Here is a 17,489-nt window from a genome sequence, read left to right on the forward strand (position 1 = left end):
ACAGAAAACTTAAGTCGTAAACGAGGGCAAGGCCATGAATCCAGAGGCGTCGCAGGCTCCGCAAGGTTCCGCCGTCAAAGTCCGGTGCTGCATCGTCGGCGGCGGACCTGCCGGTATGATGCTAGGCTATCTCCTGGGGCGCGCCGGCATCGATGTCGTGGTGCTGGAGAAGCACGCGGATTTCTTCCGCGACTTCCGCGGCGACACCGTGCATCCCTCGACGCTCCAGGTGATGGACGAGCTCGGCCTGATCGACGGCTTTTTGAAATTGCCGCACCAGCGCTTGCAGACGATGGACGGCCTGTTCGGCGGTACGCCGGTGCGCATCGCCGACCTCAGCCGGCTCCGCACCAAGTACCCCTTCATCGCCTTCATGCCACAATGGGACTTTCTGAATTTCCTGCGTGAGGCCGGCCGGCGCTTCGCCTCGCTGAAGGTATTGATGAGCGCGGAAGCCGTCGACCTGATCCGCCGGGGCGAGACGATCGCCGGCGTGCGGGCCAAGACGCCGGACGGCATCGTGGACATCGAGGCCGATCTCACCATCGCCTGTGACGGCCGGCATTCGACCGTACGCGAGCGCGCGGGTCTCGTGGTCGAGGAGGTCGGCGCGCCGATGGATGTGCTCTGGTTCCGCGTCGGCCGCAAGGCGGACGAGACCGAGAACCTGTTCGCACGCATCGAGTCCGGCAAGATGATGGTCAACTTCGACCGCGGCGACTACTGGCAATGCGCCTATGTCATCGCCAAAGGACAGTACGATGCGGTGAAGGCGAGGGGATTGCAGGCACTGCGCGACGACGTCGTGCGCATGGCGCCAATCCTGAAGAGCGGCATTGCCGACGTGACGAGCTTTGACGATGTCAAGTTGCTTACCGTCGCGATCAATCGCCTCAAGCGCTGGACGCGGCCGGGCCTGCTTTGCATCGGCGATGCCGCGCATGCGATGTCGCCGGTCGGTGGCGTCGGCGTCAATCTCGCCGTGCAGGATGCGGTCGCGACCGCGAACCTGCTCGCCGACAAGCTTCAGCACGGCTGCCCGTCCGAGGACGAGCTCGATGCCGTGCGCCGCCGGCGCGCGTTCCCGGTGAAGATGACGCAGGCGATCCAGGTGGTCGTGCAGAACAACATCATCAGCAGTGCCTTGCAGGGCGGCGACCGGCCGCTGAAGGTGCCGCTGATCGTGCGCCTGATCACCGCGTTGCCATGGCTGCAGGGCATTCCGGCGCGCCTGCTCGCGCTCGGCGTGCGGCCCGAGCATGTGCAGTCGAAAGAAGCGCCGGCACCGTAGTGCAGGGATCGGTAGGGATAACGCCGGATTAAACTGCGGTTCGCGCGTTGCGTGCGTGCAACAGCGCAAAGGGATTCGCCGGCCGCTGCGTGCCCATCCGCGCGTTAACTTTGTTGATTCCAATTTTAGTAAGAACCGTCTGTGAGCGTGCACCCATCAAAGGACACGGGGTGTACCATGCGTAACAAATTGATTGCCGCCTTCGCCTGCACGACCGCTCTGGTCTCGACCGGTGCTGCTTCCGCCGCCGATCTCGGTGCGCGCTACACGAAGGCGCCGGCCTATATGGAGTCGATGTTCAACTGGACCGGCTTCTATGTCGGTGGCCACATCGGCGGCGCCTGGACCAACGAGCGATGGAGCAACACCGCGAACACCACGCCCTTTGGTGACCTCGCTCCGGGCGAGGGCTTTCGTCAGCGCGGCGCCGGCATCATGGGCGGCGCCCAGATCGGCTACAACTGGCAGGCCAACAACTACGTGTTCGGCATGGAAGGCACTCTCTCCGGCCTCGACAACCACGGCTCGGGCAGGAACACCACGTTCGGCCTCGGCCTCGACGATGTGTTCTCGTGGCGCGCCAACGTGCTCGCGACCGTCGTCGGTCGTGCGGGCTTCGCCGTGCAGAACAATCTGTTCTACATCAAGGGCGGCTATGCCGGCGTGAACAACCGTCTCTCGGTGAGCGACACCGTTCCGAACCCGTCCACCGGCTCCGGCGGTCAGACCCACTGGGCCAACGGCTGGACCGTCGGCGCCGGCTGGGAATACGGCATCACCCGCAACTGGATCGTCGGCCTCGAGTACAATTACGCAGCCTTTGCCAGCCAGACCTATCAGCTCGGCGGCACCTCCGGTAACTACAGCTTCGATGCCAAGCCGCGTGACATCCAATGGGCCGTCGTGCGCGCGAGCTACAAGTTCGACGCGCCGGTCATCGCCCGCTACTGAGGGCGTCAACGAACGACCAAGCAAGCAACAAAAGACGATCACGACCCAAATTCAAAAGCCCCGGCATTGTCCGGGGCTTCTTTTTTGCGTCGATTTTAATGCGAGTCGCTGTCCGAGCGCCGGCGGCGCTGGTGGATAACTGGCCTGTAATATGACCGCTAATGTGCATACAAGTGCAATAGGTAAGCACTGTTTGCACATTTATGTGGCACTTCTGCAACAAACCGGGACAAAGTGGCAAGGAACCTGATCGGGTGCGACATTCCGGCTGGGCTAGCGCGAACAGGCGTCCATAAATGCTGGCCTGATTATTTTGATAAAGGGGATTGGCAATGAAAACGCGATTGGTGTGGGGACTTGGCGCTGCTGCGCTTGTGTCGATTGGAATCACCGGAACGGCCTCTGCTGCCGACATGGCCGTAAAGGCACTCCCGATGGCGGCGCCGGCAGTCGTTTATAATTGGACCGGCGGCTATGTCGGTCTCAACTTGGGCGGGACCTGGAACGACTCGCGAGCCGACGTTTTTCCGACCGGCTGTTTCCTCACCTCCGTGACGTGCGGCGGCGGCCCCGCGGCCAACCCGATCCGTTCTGACTCGAACCGGTTGAACCAGGCAGCCTTCACCGGCGGTGTGCAGGCGGGCTACAATTGGCAGCGTGAGCGATGGGTCTTCGGTGTCGAAGGCGACATCAACTATAACGGCGTCAACGACGGCGTTGCCGTCGCCCGTCCGCTCGTCGCGCCATTGGCCGGCACGATGCTCCACGCCGAGACTGACAAGCTGCAGTGGTTCGGAACGGTGCGCGGCCGCGTTGGTATCGCGGCTGCCCCGAACTTCCTGATCTATGGAACGGGCGGCCTCGCGTTCGGCCAGGTCAAGTCGGCGTCGGCGGTGGCTTTCACGACGACGCCGGACACCTACGCCGGATCACTCGATCAGACCCGGTTTGGCTGGACCGTCGGCGGCGGCGGCGAATGGATGTTTGCGCAGAACTGGTCGGTCAAGGCTGAATATCTCTATGTCGATCTCGGCAAGGCCAGCTACACGGATGCTTGCGTCAACGTGGCTGTCTGCGGTTCGCCGCCCCAGGTTGCGCCGGGCGGCAGCTATCAGACCGATCTGCGTGTCCGCGAACATGTCGCGCGTGTCGGCGTGAACTATCACTTCGCGACGCCGGTCGTCGCCAAATACTGATCTCTCCCGAGAGCAGGGCGCAACTTCAAAAGCCCCGGCATCGCGCCGGGGCTTTTTCATGAGGCGAGCGGCGGCCTACGCCATCACCGAGAAACCGCCGTCGACGGGGATCGCGGTGCCCGTGACGAAGTTCGACGCGGGCGAGGCGAGAAACACCGCGATGCCGGCAAAATCGTCGATGTCGCCCCAGCGTCCCGCGGGCGTGCGCGCCAGCACGCGCTCGTGCAAGCCATCGACCTGCTTGCGTGCGCCACGCGTGAGGTCGGTGTCGATCCAGCCCGGCAGGATGGCGTTGACCTGGATGTTGTCGGGCGCCCAGGCATTGGCGCAGGCGCGTGTGTACTGCACGATGCCGCCCTTGCTGGCCGCGTAGGCGGTGGCGAAGCTCGCGCCGAAGATCGACATCATCGAGCCGATGTTGATCACCTTGCCGTTGCCGGACGCCTTCAGAGCCGGATAGGCGAGCTTCGAGCACAGGAAGGCGCTGGTGAGGTTGGTGTTGATCACCGTATTCCACTCGTCGAGCTCGAGCTCGTGCGGGGGCTTGCGGATGCTCATCCCGGCATTGTTGATGAGGATGTCGATGCGGCCGAGATCCCTGACGACACGCTCGACCATCGCGGCGATCGCGGCCTTGTCGGTGACGTCGGTGGTGACGGCAATCGCCTTCACGCCGCGCGCCTTGAGGTCAGTGACGGCCGCGGCCGATTTGGCTTCGTTGCGTCCGACCACGGCGATATCGGCGCCGGCGTCGGCGAGGCCATGCGCCAGGCCGAGCCCGATGCCGCCATTGCCTCCTGTGACGATCGCGACCTTGCCGCGGAGATCGAACCGGTTGGATGTCATGCTTGTATTCCCTGGTTTCTTCTATTGGTTGCTCTGCCAGATCAGCACCAGCCCGAAGCCGGCCATGGCTGCGCCATAGCCCGCCCATTGCAGCTGGTTGACCATGAAGCTCGATCGCGGCCAAGGGACGGTGCCCGTGCCCTGGCCGATCCAGAGCAGCCCGACGGCGAGAGCAAACAGGCCTGCTACAAGCAGAAATCTGCGCATGCATTCCTCCCCATTCATCTGCTTCTGTCGCAATCCACGGCTTGAATTATCGCCGCAGGCCACGAAAACTTCCCGCAGACTAGCCGTAGCTACGGTTCAGATACAATGGCTGGGGATGCAGGACAGGCGGGAGCACGCATGTCCGTGCGCAAGATCGTCATGTCAGCAGAGACGACTCAGCCATCGGGCCGTTCGCGAGGCGATCACGGATGTCGACAGGGTGACGATGGAGAATCAGCCTGAAGGTAGGCATCGGCCGCAACAAGCATTGCACAACGAAAAAGCCCCGGGCGATGCCGGGGCTTTGACGTCTGAACGGTTAGGTCAGATCAGTACTTGGCGACGACCGGACCGGTCCAGTTGAAACGGTAGACCAGCGAGGTCGAGATCGTCTGGTTCCAGCTGTTGGCGCGGATGCTGTTACCGACCGGCAGGTTGCCGACATCGAACAGCTCGTTCTGGGTCTTGGCATCGTAGAAGGCCGAACGATACTCGGTCTTCATGAACCAGCCGGGAGACTGGATGCCGAAGATGTTCAGGTTGTTCTCGACGCCACCGCCGACGAACCAACCGTTGCGGTTGTAGCTGCCGAGATGCACACCGGCCGGAACGCCAGCAAGGGTCATGAAATTGGTCTGGCCGAAGTGGGCGCCCGTGTAACCGCCGTTGACGTAGGAGAGCACGTTCGGAGCGACGAGCCAGCCGAGGCGGACACCAGCGGCCCAGGAATCTTCCAGCTTCTGATTGCCAGTGAGGCCGAAGGTCGGATCCTGCACCGTGGAGCGGATGCTGCCGAACTGACCGTCAGCGAACACGCCGGCGACCCAGGTGCCGCTGAACTGCCAGTCATAGCCGAGGCCGACGGTGCCGAACCAGCCGGAGCCACCCTGGCGCTGGGCGATCGTCAGCGGAACCGCGCCGACGGTGGTCTGGACGGACTGGTCGGAGTTCGAGAGGCCGCCGCCGCCGCCACCGAAGATGTAGAAGCCGGTCCAGTTGGCAACCGGAGCAGCCATCGGAGCCTTGACGTAGGGACGGGCAGCGAGGTCAGCCGCCGAGGCCGAACCGGTCATCGCGGCAACCGCGGTCAGTGCGAGCAAAATCTTCTTCATGTTAAATCCCCAAGCTTTGGTCGGTCCGGCAGGCGCGAGCGCACTGAAGTCCTAGTGATCTGATGCCCGGACTATAGACGCTTTCCACCGAAATGCTGTTGCAGGGCAGGCACAGTCGCCGGGAAACGCCGCGCGGTGGAGATTTGGGGCGTGATCGGTTGGATTCTAGAAATCAACGTCGAAACAACATCTTACGTCGATGTCTGAGATTGGCTTTCAGGTAGGGTTTCGTTAGCAAATCCGACTTTGTCTGAAATGGAGGCAATCCTGCCTCAGCCTTGGCGCCGGTGAGTCGCTGGCCGACTCGGCCGGAAATGCCGAATCGTCATCACAAATGAAAAAAGCCCCGGACTTGGGCCGGGGCTTTTGACGGAGGGCGCGGCTTCAGACGTCGAGCAGATCCTCATTGGCGAACTCGGCCTTGTCCGAGATGAACGCGAAGCGCGCCTCAGCCTTGGTGCCCATCAGGCGCTCCACGGAATCTGCGGTGGTGTCGCGGTCGTCGGCGAGCAGAACCACCTTCAGCATGGTGCGCTTGGCCGGATCCATGGTGGTTTCCTTGAGCTGCGCCGGCATCATTTCGCCGAGGCCTTTGAAGCGATTGACCTCGACCTTGGCGTTGGCGTTGAATTCGCTCTTGATCAGCGCTGCCTTGTGCGCGTCATCGCGGGCGTAGACCGACTTCGTGCCGTTGGTCAGCTTGTAGAGCGGCGGCACGGCCAGGAAGAGGTGGCCTTCGTCGATCAGCCGCGGCATCTGCCGGTAGAAGAAGGTGATCAGCAGCGAAGCGATGTGGGCGCCGTCGACGTCGGCGTCGGTCATGATGATGATGCGCTGATAGCGCAGATCCTCTTCGCGATACTGCGCGAGCATGCCGCAGCCGATCGCCTGCACGAGGTCGGCGAGCTGCGTGTTCGCCGTCAGCTTGTCCTTGCCGGCGGAGGCGACGTTGAGGATCTTGCCGCGCAGCGGCAGCACGGCCTGGGTCTTGCGGTCGCGCGCCTGCTTGGCGCTGCCGCCGGCCGAGTCACCCTCGACGATGAAGAGCTCTGAGCCGTCCAGGCCGGCATCGCTGCAGTCGGCGAGCTTGCCGGGCAGGCGAAGCTTCTTGCCGGCGCTCTTGCGCGCGGTCTCCTTCTCCTGGCGGCGGCGCAGCCGGTCCTCGGCGCGGTCGACCACGAAGTCCAGCAGCCGGTTGGCCATGTTCGGATTGCCCGACAGCCAATGGTCGAACGGATCCTTCATCGCCTGTTCGACGATACGCTGCGCTTCGGCGGTGGCGAGACGGTCCTTGGTCTGGCCCTGGAATTCAGGCTCGCGCACGAACACCGAGAGCATCACGGCTGCCCCCACCATCACGTCTTCCGAGGTGATGGACGAGGCGCGCTTGCCCTGGCCGACGCGCTCGGCGTGATCCTTCAGGCCGCGCAGAAGCGCGCTGCGCAGGCCGGATTCGTGCGTACCGCCATCGGGCGTCGGCACGGTGTTGGTGTAGGAGGAGAGGAAGCCGTCGGCATCCGCGGTCCAGGCCACGGCCCATTCGCAGGCGCCGTGCGCGCCGTTGCGGCCCGATTTGCCGGAGAAGATGTCGGGATGCACCAGCGTGTCGGCGTGGATCGCGGCCGCCAGATAATCCTTGAGGCCACCGGGGAAGTGGAATGTGGCTTCCGCCGGCACGTCCTCGACGCCCTTGAGCAGCTCGGGCGCGCAATTCCAGCGGATCTCGACGCCGCCGAACAGATACGCCTTCGAGCGCGTCATCTTGAACAGGCGCTGCGGCTTGAACGCGGCCTTGGCGCCGAAGATGTCGGTGTCGGGCTTGAAGCGCACGCGCGTGCCGCGGCGGTTATTGACCTTGCCGAGATCCTCGAGCTTGCCCTTCGGGTGCCCGCGCTCGAACGTCATGCGATAGAGCTTCTGGCTGCGCGCGACCTCGACCTCGAGCAGCGAGGAGAGGGCGTTCACCACGGAGATGCCGACGCCGTGCAGACCGCCCGAAGTCTCATAGACCTTGGAGTCGAACTTGCCGCCCGAGTGCAGCGTGCACATGATGACTTCGAGCGCCGACTTCTTCGGGAACTTGGGATGCGGGTCGATCGGGATGCCGCGGCCATTGTCGATCACGGTCAAGAAGCCGTCCGCGCTCAAATCGACCCCGATGAAGGTCGCGTGCCCCGCGAGCGCCTCGTCCATCGAATTGTCGATGACCTCGGCGAAGAGGTGATGCAGCGCCTTCTCGTCGGTGCCGCCGATATACATGCCCGGCCGGCGTCGTACCGGTTCCAGGCCTTCGAGCACTTCGATGTCGGCCGCGGTGTAGTCGGCTTCGGCCCCGCTTGCGCGCGGCGCCTTGGCGGGCGCGCGTCCTTTCGGCTCGTCGCCGCCGAAAAAATCGTCTTTTGCTTTGGGTTTCAATTGCTTGGACATATGTCTTGATGCACTTTGAGGGCCGCATAAGCGGCGAATCGGTTCGGGCGACTATGCCACTTCTGAGTTGGAAAGGTTACCGCAGGGCCGGCCGGGCGCGTGGTTGGGAGCCAATCCCGGCGATTTTACGCCGCAGTCCCGCCAACTCCCGGCAATTTGACGCCGTCGTCCGGCCTGTGTCGGGCTTTGTGACTTGATGTCACACAAGTCCTTGGCTTACCAGTCCTTTTCATCGAGCAGCACCTTGAGACAGGGCGGGAAGGCTATTTTGAATGGAGCAGTTTGCGCACGCCTTGGCCGATTTCGTGCGCGCTCACCAGGCCTGGGCAGCTCCAATCGTGTTCCTGCTCGCGTTCGGGGAGTCGCTGGCCTTCATCTCGCTGCTGATCCCGGCCTGGGGCGCGCTGGTGGCGATCGGGGCGCTGATCGGCGCCAGCGGCATCAGCTTCTATCCGATCTGGATCGCCGGCGGCATTGGCGCAGCACTCGGCGACTGGGTCTCCTACTGGTTCGGTTATCGCTACAAGGAGCAGGTCGCCCAGATGTGGCCGCTCTCGCGCTATCCGGAACTCCTGCCCAGGGGCGAGGCCTTCGTCCGGAGCTGGGGTGTGCCGAGCATCTTCATCGGCCGATTCTTCGGCCCCTTGCGCGCCTCGGTGCCGCTGGCGGCAGGCATCTTCGAGATGCCCTATTGGAGTTTTCAGGCCGCCAATTTCGTCTCGGCGCTGGTCTGGTCGGCGGCACTGTTGCTGTTCGGCGACGTGATCGCGAAGATCATGGAATGGATCTGGCGGGTGGTGTGACACCAAAACCTTGACGGAAACCGCAGATGGCCCTATAGCCCCGCGCCATGATCAACGCCGCGACCATCCTGTTCGCCCGTCGCCGCCGCCGCAGTCTTGCGGTTTGGGCGGTCGATCGCGTTTGAGATCATCGTCTTTGCCGCTGGATCCGATCCGCGGCATTCTCTCTCCTGTCAGCGCGATCTGATCCGGCGGCCCCCCAAGGAGGCCAGCAGGAGACCACGATGTACACGCCACCCTTTTTCAAGCAGGACCGCGCCGCGAGCCTGAAATTCGCCGACGAGCGCGGCTTCGGCACCATGTGCGCCTTCGATGGCCACAGACCGGTCGCCTCGCCGCTGCCGTTCTATCTCACCTATGCCGCTGACGGCACGCCGCAGGCCGCCTTTCATGTCGCCCGTCACAATCCGCTGCTAAAGCTGGCGGGTGGTGATGCGTCCTGGCTGCTCGCGGTGAACGGCCCCGACGCCTATGTGTCGCCCGACTGGTATGTCTCGCCGGATCAGGTGCCAACCTGGCTCTACCAGTCGGTGCATTTGACCGGACCGGTGCGGCTGTTGTCGGACGACGAACTGGCGGTGCAGATCGACACGCTGAGCGAGAAGTTCGAGAGTTGGCTGTTGCCCAAGAAGCCGTGGACGTCAGGCAAGATGACGGCGGGCCGGCTCGAGGCGCTGAAGAAGGGGATCGTAGGTCTGGTCATGACGGTTGACGAGGTCGAAGGCAGCTTCAAGCTCAACCAGCACAAGTCCGACGCCGACTATACGGCGATCGCCAATGCGCTCGGCGCGCAAGCCCACGCCGACGCCAGGGAGATCGCGCAACTGATGCAGGACGTGAGGCCCGAAGCCTTCGCGACCGAAACCAACCTGCTCGAAAGGAGCGCACCATGAGCCTCACGGAAACCACCAAGGCCCCGACATCAGGCGCCGCGAGCAAGCCCGCCACCGTGTTCGTCGATGGCGGCTCCGGCACCACCGGCCTCGGCATCAACGAGCGACTGAAGCTTCAGAGCGACGTCGTGGTGAAGACCATTGCCGACGACAAGCGCAAGGACCCCGCGGCCAAGAAGGCGCTGATGGAGGAGGTGGATCTCGTCATCCTCTGCCTGCCCGACGATGCCGCCAGGGAAACAGTCGCGCTCATCGACAGCATGGGACCCTCAGGCCCGAAGGTGCTGGACGCCTCGACCGCCTACCGGGTCGCGCCCGATTGGGCCTATGGCTTTCCCGAACTGGCGCCGGACCAGGCTGGCAAGATCAAGGCGGCGAAGAAGGTCTCCAATCCCGGCTGCTATCCAACCGGCGCGATTGCGCTGCTGCGGCCGATGGTCGATGCCGGCCTGCTGCCGCAGGATTACCCCGTCACCGTCAATGCGGTGAGCGGCTATTCCGGCGGCGGCAAGTCGATGATCGCGAGCTTTGAGGACGGCAGCGCGCCGTCCTTCGAGCTCTACGGCCTCGGCTTCGAGCACAAGCATCTGCCGGAGATGCAGCTTTATTCGAACCTGACACGGCGGCCGATCTTCATTCCCTCGGTCGGCAACTACCGGCAGGGCATGCTGGTCTCGGTGCCGCTTCAGCTCGACACGCTGCCGGGCAAGCCCGGCGGTGCCGAGCTGCAAGCCGCACTGGCGAAGCGTTACGCCGGCTCGAAATATGTCTCGGTGATGCCGCTGCAGAACGAGGCGACCAAGGGTGGCAAGCTCGAGCCGGAGGCGCTCAACGAGACCAATCAACTCGAGCTCTACGTCTTCGCCAGCGACAAGTATCACCAGGCGGTGCTGGTCGCGCGGCTCGACAATCTCGGCAAGGGCGCGTCCGGTGCGGCCGTGCAGAACATGCGGCTGATGCTGGGATTGCCGGAGGAGTAGGGCAGTCTCGTGCCCCGGACGCAGCGCAGCGCGTCTTGGCGGTGCGCTGCAGAGCCGGGGCCCATGTCTCCCAGCTCACGATAGTTTTCTGGGTCCCGGCTCGGCGGAGCAGCGCTTAAGCGCTGCGCCGCGTCCGGGACACCCGACCTCAGTACTTCGCGATGATCGGCCCGCCGAACCGGTAGTTGACGCGGGCGGTGATCAGGTCGACGTCCTGTCCGATGCGTTCGGTGCGCGAGAACGCGCCGGCAGCGGGCGCTGCCAGGCCTGTGGCCAGCAGGTTGACGTTGTGCTGGCCCATGAACAGGTGATCGTATTCGAGGCCAATCGACCAGTTCGGGGCGAAGCCGTATTCGACGCCGACACCGATTGTCCCGCCCCAGCGGGTTTCATCGGCGCGATCGAATTCGGCCCCGGCTAGGCCGCCCGTACCGATGCCAGCGTAGCGATCGCGGGTGAGGGCGGCGCCGCCCTTGGCGTAAAGCAGCGCGTTGTTCCAGGCGTAGCCGATCTGGCCGGTGAACAGGCCGAAGGCATCGACGCGGGTGCGGTTCGCGACGCCGAACACGGTGCTGGTATTCCGGCCAGAGAGGTCGGCCCAGTCGCCCTGAGCCTCGAGACCGAACACGAAGGCGCTGCTCTGCCAGCGATAACCGATCTGGCCGCCGGCGACGGCGCCCGTCGCATCATGGCAGCCTTCCACAACGCCGGGTGCGAAGCCCACCGTCTGGTCCCAGCACTTGCGCGACGAACCATAGCCGCCGTTGGCACCGATGTAGAAGCCGCTCCAGTCATAGATCGCGGCAATCATCGGCGGCGCCTTGGTGTAGGGCCGGGCGGCGAGATCAGCGGCGTTGGCCTGGGTCGCGACGGTTGCGAGCGAGATCGCGCCGAGCGCGGATATCAACTTCCAATTCATGGCTGCCCCGAATCGATCAATTGCGATGCGCGAATATACCTCTGGATGCGCGGCAATCTGTAGCAACCGCCGCCCGCATGATTGATTCTCTCGCGCTGTCGCTCTTGGGCAACACCAACATCCGCGAGGTCGCCTTCGCGCGGATTCAGCCCCTCGTTGCAGTTCTCCCGCGCGCGATCAAAGCACCTTGAAGATCGCCAGCGCCAGCACGGCCTGCGCGAGGAAGCCGACGGTGAAAGCCAGCGTGCGGAAGATCGGGATCCCGAGCGCATAGACGATCAGGTGCGCGACGCGCGACCAGAAATAGACGGCACAGGCGACGACGGTCCAATTCGAGGAATAGTCGATCGCGTTCAGGATCAGCACCAGCGGCGCGAACAGCACGAGATTCTCGACGGCGTTGTCATGCGCGAACATCAGGCGGTTGGCCCATTCCGACTGCGGCTTGTCGCCCCGCGAGGGATTGGCCATCGCGCCACTGAGACCGCGAATCTGACAGCGGTTGATGGTGTAGGGAATCCAGAGGATCCCGGTCAGGATCACCGTCAGTGTCAGCCAGAACAATTCACGCGTCATGGTCCAGTCCCTCTGTCGTCGCTGCGTTGAGCGCGAGTCTATACAAAAGCGCGGGAGATTCCGCTATGCGCGAACCCTGACATAACTGCCGGGCGCGTCCTCGATCGGGGGCATCGCCTCGCTGCCGACCGCGCGCGCCGGGACCTCCTCGGGATCGAGGGTGCCGAGCCATTCGCGCCAGTCCGGCCACCACGAGCCCTTGTGCTCGACCGCGCCCTTCATCCATTCGGCGACGTTGACGCCCTTGACGTTGTCGTTGGTCCAGTACTGGTACTTGTTCGAGGCGGGCGGGTTGACGACGCCGGCGATATGGCCCGAGCCGGACAGCACGTATTTCACCGGGCCGCCGAAGAACTGCGAGCCGTACAGCACCGATTCCGCCGGCGCGATGTGGTCCTCGCGGGTGGCGAGATTGTAGACGGGCACCTTGACCTGGGAGAGGTCGAGCAGCGTGTTGTCGAGCACCATCGTGCCGGTGGAGAGCCGGTTCTCCAGATAGCAATTGCGCAGATAATAGGAATGGTTCGCTGCGGTCATGCGCGTGGCGTCGGAATTCCAGTGCAACAGGTCGAACGCGCTCGGCTGCTGGCCCTTGAGGTAATTGCTGACGACGTAGGACCAGATCAGATCGTTGGAGCGCAGCATGTTGAAGGCCATCGCCATCTTCGAGCCTTCGAGCACGCCGGCCGCCTTCATGTCCTGCTCGAGCGAGGCGATCTGCTCCTCGTCGACGAACACGAGCAAATCACCGGCATGGGTGAAGTCGACCTGTGCCGCGAAGAACGTCGCGGACGCCACGCGCTGGCGGCGCTTCTCGGCGAGCCAGGCCAGCGTGGTCGCGAGCATGGTGCCGCCGACGCAATAGCCGGCGGCGTGCACCTTCATCTCGCCGGTGACCTTCTCGATCACGTCCATCGCCGCGAGCGGGCCTTCTTTCATGTAGTCTTCCCAGCTCTTGGCTCCGAGCCGCTTGTCGGGATTGACCCATGAGATCACGAACACGGTGATGCCCTGGTCGACGCACCATTTGATGTAGGATTTCTCCGGCTTGAGATCGAGGATGTAGAATTTGTTGATCCAGGGCGGGATGATCAGGAGCGGCGTGCGCAGCACATTCTCCGTGGTCGGCGCATACTGGATCAGCTGCATCGTCTCGTTCTGGTAGATCACCTTGCCCGGCGTCGTCGCCATGTTGACGCCGACGACGAGATTGTCCGGATTGGACTGGCGGATCTTCAGCACGCCCTTGCCGGCGGCGATGTCCTCGGCCAGCATCGTCAGGCCGCGGGCGAGATTTTCGCCGTTGCTGGCGACCGTCGCGCGCAGCACCTCCGGATTGGTGAGCACGAAGTTCGACGGCGAGATCGCGTTGGTGAGCTGCTGGACGTAGAACTCGGCCTTGCGCCGCGTCTGCGGATCGAGCCCCTCGGCGTCGCGCACCAGCTCATGCGCAAATTTGGTCGTGAGCAGATAGAGCTGCATCACGAAATCGAAGAACTGGTTCGACTTCCACTCCGGATCCGCAAAGCGCTTGTCGCGCGGCGAGGGCGCGATCGCGGGTGCCGCGTCCTGGCCGGCCATGCGGCGCGCCGCAGAGCTCCAGAGATCGAGATAGTCCTTGGCGAGCTTGGTCTGGAGATCGGACGCGCGCGTCGTATCCGAGAGCCAGTATTCGGCGACCGAGGTGAAGGTCTTGACGACCTCGGTGAGCTCGGCCGGCGGGCGGTCCTGCACCTCGCCGCTCTCGCGCGGCTTGAGGTAGGCCGCGAGCGCCTTGCCGCCGCTCTCCATCGCCCGCGCGACATTGATCGCGAAGGCTTCCGCATCGAACTTCGTCTCGGGTTTGGGCGTGTCGGTCGTGGCCATGCTCATGAGCAGAACAGTAACGATTCATTCCGTATTCGTCACCGCGAAGCTCGCATCTTTGGCGTTAAACATGCTCCAACATGTGCTGCACTGCGACAAAGGCTCTTGGTTTTGTCACAATCTGGGTGCAGCTATCCGGTGTGGGCCTTGGATGTTTTCTCGCTCGTACCATTTGTGGGCAGCAATGGTTTGAGCTTGAGCAAGTTGTCGGGTTAAGCTCCGGCAGCCTTGTGTTGGGACGAGTAGGGGATTTCCCAAGTGTTGGCGTTGAGGGACCTGCAAAAGTCGCTGCCGATTTGTGGCGCGCTGCTGATGGCGGTGCTCGCCTTGGGCGGTTGCTCGAGTCAGCTGGCTGACTACACGCCCACCGACGCGCAGGCCCATCCCAGGGAGCCCGGCACCTTCCTTCCGGTGCACGATCTGCCGCCGGATCGTAGTCAGGCGGTCATCCCCCCGGACCAGCGCGCCAAGATCGAAGCCGAGCTCGCGGCCGCGCGCGACCGCCAATCCGTTGCCGCAAAAGACGCCAAATAGGGCGGTGCAAGGTAATCGCTGGCGCCCTCGCCACTCCGTGCTAAAAAGACGTGAGTTCAGCCGAGAGTCAGGGCGAACGACTTCAGCTCCCGTCGCCGAATATTGCTCTAAGCGTTTGATTTTGAGCGATTTTCACGAAGAGGGTGGCGCCTTTCCGCATGGCCGTGTTGGCCTGTCGATTCTGTCCTGACCGGTTGCCCGGAGCCGAGAGAGCCATGGAAGATTTTTACCGCATCCGCCGCCTTCCGCCGTACGTGTTCGAACAGGTCAACCGGGCCAAGGCAGCCGCGCGGAATGCCGGCGCCGATATCATTGACCTCGGCATGGGCAATCCGGACCTGCCGGCGCCAGCGCATGTGCTGGAGAAGCTCAAGGAGACGCTGGGCAAGCCGCGCACCGACCGCTACTCCGCCTCCCGCGGCATCCCCGGCCTGCGCCGGGCCCAGGCCGGCTACTACGCCCGCCGCTTCGGGGTGAAGCTCAACCCCGACACCCAGGTGGTGGCGACGCTCGGCTCCAAGGAGGGCTTTGCCAACGTGGCGCAGGCGATCACCGCGCCCGGCGACGTCATCCTGTGTCCAAACCCGAGCTATCCGATTCACGCTTTCGGCTTCCTGATGGCGGGTGGCGTGATCCGCTCGGTGCCCTCCGAGCCGACGCCCGAATTCTTCGAGGCTGTCGAGCGGGCGATCGTGTATTCGATCCCGAAGCCGCTCGCGCTTGTCGTCTGCTACCCGTCGAACCCGACCGCCTATGTCGCGAGCCTCGACTTCTACAAGGATCTGGTCGCGTTCGCGAAGAAGCACGAGATCCTGATCCTGTCGGATCTCGCTTATGCCGAGGTCTATTTCGACGAGAACAACCCGCCGCCTTCGGTGCTCCAGGTGCCCGGCGCGATGGACGTCACCGTCGAGTTCACCTCGATGTCGAAGACCTATTCGATGGCCGGCTGGCGCATGGGCTTTGCGGTCGGCAATGAGCGCGTGATCGCCGCACTCGCGCGCGTCAAATCCTATCTCGACTACGGCGCGTTCACGCCGGTGCAGGTCGCCGCGACCGCCGCGCTGAACGGTCCCGATGATTGCATCAAGGAGATGCGCGACACCTATCGCAAGCGCCGCGACGCGCTGGTCGAATCGTTTGGTCGCGCCGGTTGGGAGATCCCGCCGCCGGATGCGTCGATGTTCGCCTGGGCGCCGCTGCCGGAAGCCTTCCGCAGCGTCGGCAGCATGCAGTTCGCGACCCTGATGGTGGAGAAATCCGGCGTTGTGATCTCGCCGGGCGTCGGCTTCGGCGAGCATGGTGAAGGATATGTCCGCATCGCCATGGTGGAAAACGAGCAACGGATCAGGCAGGCCGCGCGTGGCGTGCGCCGCTTCCTTGAAAGCGGCATCGAAACGTTGCACAACGTCGTTCCGCTCGCCAATCGGCGTTAAGTTCTCTTCTGCAGGTTTTCCCAGGCATCATGGTTGCACCCCTGAAAGTGGGCATAGCGGGGCTCGGCACCGTGGGCGCCGAAGTTGTCCGTTTGATCGAGACGCAGGCCCGCGCGCTCGCGGGCCGCAGCGGCCGCGGTATTCGCGTCGTGGCCGTCACGGCACGTTCGAAGGCGAAAAAGCGCGGCGTCGATCTGCGCGGCGTCGAATGGGTCAAGGATCCGATGGCGCTCGCCACGCATCCCGGCATCGACTGCTTCGTCGAGCTGATGGGCGGCGCCGGCGATCCCGCGTTGTCCGCGGTCGAAGCCGCGCTGAACGCCGGCAAGTCCGTCGTCACCGCCAACAAGGCACTGCTCGCCAAGCACGGCCTGAAGCTCGCAAAAGCCGCTGAAAAGCACGGCGGCGCGCTGAATTTCGAGGCAGCCGTTGGTGCTGCGATCCCCGTCATCAAAACGTTACGCGAAGGTCTTGCCGGAACCGGCATCAACCGCGTCTACGGCATCCTCAACGGCACCTGCAATTACATCCTGACCCGAATGGAGCAGGAGGGCCTGTCCTTCGCCGAATGCCTGAAGGACGCGCAACGGCTCGGCTACGCCGAGGCCAATCCATCCTTCGATGTCGACGGCCACGACACCGCGCAAAAGCTCGCCATTCTCGCCAGCCTCGCTTTCGGCACGAAAGTTGCTCAAAGCGCGGTGTATGTCGAAGGTATCTCATCCATCGCCCCGGAAGATCTGCGTGCCGCCGACGATCTCGGCTATCGGCTCAAGCTGCTCGGCGTCGCGGTGCGCACCGCCAAGGGCATCGAGCAGCGCGTGCATCCGACCATGGTTCCAAAATCCTCCTCGATCGCACAGGTGATGGGTGTCACCAATGCGGTCACGATCGATGGCGAGGGCATTCCGCCGATCACGCTGGTCGGCCCCGGTGCCGGCGGGGCTGCGACCGCGTCCGCCGTCGTCGCCGACATCGCCGACGTCGCGCGCGGCATCCGCGCCAATCCGTTCGGACGGCCGATTTCGCATCTGCGCGACACCAAGAAGGCGCCGATGGAGCGCCACGAGGGCGGCTACTACATCCGCCTTCTGGCACGCGATTTCCCGGGCACCGCGGCGGCGATCGCGACCCGGCTCGCGGAGCAGAAAATTTCGATCGAGTCGATCGTGCAGCGTCACCCCAATGGCGGCGCTGCCCCTCGCGACGGCAAGGCGGTCCCGGTGCCCGTCATCCTGATCACCTATGCCACGCATGAGGACGCCGTGCGCCGCGCGCTCGCGGCCGTGCAGAAGGACAAGGTGATCAGCGGACGGCCGCAGGTCATCCGGATCGAGAAGAACTAGGGCATGCTCCCGATCCGAAGGACCGCGTTGGCGCAAGGTGCGAAGCGGTTTTCGGGAAAGAGCATGCCAATGACACGGTTCGAACGAACTGTGGGTGCTACGAGTT

General features: G+C 63.9%; 16 protein-coding genes. 9 read left to right on the plus strand and 7 right to left on the minus strand.

The window, feature by feature from the left end; genetic code table 11:
- Nucleotides 1–34 precede the first annotated feature (34 nt).
- The 3 genes from IVB31_RS19860 (at nucleotide 35) to IVB31_RS19870 (ending at nucleotide 3,438) form a co-directional block, all read left to right on the plus strand.
- A complete protein-coding gene (locus IVB31_RS19860; RefSeq protein ID WP_247325437.1) occupies nucleotides 35–1,291 on the plus strand; it encodes an FAD-dependent oxidoreductase in 1,257 nt (418 codons plus the stop codon).
- 177 nt (nucleotides 1,292–1,468) lie between these two features.
- Nucleotides 1,469–2,242, plus strand: coding sequence for an outer membrane beta-barrel protein (locus tag IVB31_RS19865; protein ID WP_247325438.1), 774 nt, complete (start codon nucleotides 1,469–1,471; stop codon nucleotides 2,240–2,242).
- A gap of 332 nt (nucleotides 2,243–2,574) precedes the next feature.
- A complete protein-coding gene (locus tag IVB31_RS19870) occupies nucleotides 2,575–3,438 on the plus strand; it encodes an outer membrane protein (protein WP_247325440.1) in 864 nt (287 codons plus the stop codon).
- 75 nt (nucleotides 3,439–3,513) lie between these two features.
- Here IVB31_RS19870 and IVB31_RS19875 read toward each other — a convergent pair whose 3' ends face one another.
- The 4 genes from IVB31_RS19875 to parE all read right to left on the minus strand — a co-directional run bounded on the left by IVB31_RS19875 (nucleotide 3,514) and on the right by parE (nucleotide 8,030).
- Entirely contained in the window at nucleotides 3,514–4,284 is a 771-nt protein-coding gene (locus IVB31_RS19875) for a glucose 1-dehydrogenase (protein ID WP_247325443.1), read from the minus strand.
- Between the two features lie 21 nt (nucleotides 4,285–4,305).
- Nucleotides 4,306–4,491 carry a hypothetical protein gene (locus tag IVB31_RS19880; protein WP_027557870.1) on the minus strand — a complete coding sequence of 62 codons (186 nt, stop codon included), beginning with the start codon at nucleotides 4,489–4,491 and terminating at the stop codon, nucleotides 4,306–4,308.
- Between the two features lie 329 nt (nucleotides 4,492–4,820).
- Entirely contained in the window at nucleotides 4,821–5,603 is a 783-nt protein-coding gene (locus IVB31_RS19885; RefSeq protein ID WP_247325444.1) for an outer membrane beta-barrel protein, read from the minus strand.
- Between the two features lie 384 nt (nucleotides 5,604–5,987).
- On the minus strand, nucleotides 5,988–8,030 hold the full coding sequence (parE, locus tag IVB31_RS19890; RefSeq protein WP_247325445.1) for a DNA topoisomerase IV subunit B: 2,043 nt from the start codon (nucleotides 8,028–8,030) through the stop codon (nucleotides 5,988–5,990).
- A gap of 272 nt (nucleotides 8,031–8,302) precedes the next feature.
- Here parE and IVB31_RS19895 point away from each other — a divergent pair, with 272 nt between their 5' ends.
- The 3 genes from IVB31_RS19895 to argC all read left to right on the plus strand — a co-directional run bounded on the left by IVB31_RS19895 (nucleotide 8,303) and on the right by argC (nucleotide 10,706).
- Nucleotides 8,303–8,833, plus strand: coding sequence for a DedA family protein (locus IVB31_RS19895; RefSeq protein ID WP_247325447.1), 531 nt, complete (start codon nucleotides 8,303–8,305; stop codon nucleotides 8,831–8,833).
- A 224-nt stretch (nucleotides 8,834–9,057) separates the two neighbouring features.
- Nucleotides 9,058–9,726, plus strand: coding sequence for an FMN-binding negative transcriptional regulator (locus tag IVB31_RS19900; RefSeq protein WP_247325449.1), 669 nt, complete (start codon nucleotides 9,058–9,060; stop codon nucleotides 9,724–9,726).
- Nucleotides 9,723–10,706: an N-acetyl-gamma-glutamyl-phosphate reductase gene (argC, locus tag IVB31_RS19905; protein ID WP_247325452.1), complete on the plus strand. Its 984-nt coding sequence runs from the start codon at nucleotides 9,723–9,725 to the stop codon at nucleotides 10,704–10,706. Before IVB31_RS19900 ends, argC begins: the two co-directional genes overlap by 4 nt.
- A 148-nt stretch (nucleotides 10,707–10,854) precedes the next feature.
- Here the strand turns inward: argC and IVB31_RS19910 are convergent, their stop codons facing one another.
- The 3 genes from IVB31_RS19910 to phaC form a co-directional block, all read right to left on the minus strand.
- A complete protein-coding gene (locus IVB31_RS19910; protein WP_247325453.1) occupies nucleotides 10,855–11,625 on the minus strand; it encodes an outer membrane beta-barrel protein in 771 nt (256 codons plus the stop codon).
- A gap of 177 nt (nucleotides 11,626–11,802) precedes the next feature.
- Nucleotides 11,803–12,201, minus strand: coding sequence for an MAPEG family protein (locus IVB31_RS19915; protein WP_247325454.1), 399 nt, complete (start codon nucleotides 12,199–12,201; stop codon nucleotides 11,803–11,805).
- Between the two features lie 63 nt (nucleotides 12,202–12,264).
- Nucleotides 12,265–14,073 (minus strand): class I poly(R)-hydroxyalkanoic acid synthase, encoded by a 1,809-nt coding sequence (phaC, locus tag IVB31_RS19920; protein ID WP_247325455.1) that lies wholly within the window; start codon nucleotides 14,071–14,073, stop codon nucleotides 12,265–12,267.
- A 252-nt stretch (nucleotides 14,074–14,325) separates the two neighbouring features.
- Between phaC and IVB31_RS19925 the strand changes: the two genes are divergently transcribed.
- From IVB31_RS19925 to IVB31_RS19935, 3 genes are all read left to right on the plus strand, one after another.
- Nucleotides 14,326–14,601, plus strand: a complete 276-nt coding sequence (locus tag IVB31_RS19925) for a hypothetical protein (RefSeq protein ID WP_247325458.1) — start codon at nucleotides 14,326–14,328, stop codon at nucleotides 14,599–14,601.
- 215 nt (nucleotides 14,602–14,816) lie between these two features.
- Nucleotides 14,817–16,037, plus strand: coding sequence for an LL-diaminopimelate aminotransferase (locus IVB31_RS19930; protein ID WP_247325460.1), 1,221 nt, complete (start codon nucleotides 14,817–14,819; stop codon nucleotides 16,035–16,037).
- Between the two features lie 29 nt (nucleotides 16,038–16,066).
- Nucleotides 16,067–17,383: a homoserine dehydrogenase gene (locus IVB31_RS19935; protein WP_247325462.1), complete on the plus strand. Its 1,317-nt coding sequence runs from the start codon at nucleotides 16,067–16,069 to the stop codon at nucleotides 17,381–17,383.
- Nucleotides 17,384–17,489: the final 106 nt, after the last annotated feature.

Origin of the sequence: Bradyrhizobium sp. 21, from assembly GCF_023073335.1 — a bacterium.
In the GTDB taxonomy this organism is placed as follows: Bacteria; Pseudomonadota; Alphaproteobacteria; order Rhizobiales; family Xanthobacteraceae; genus Bradyrhizobium.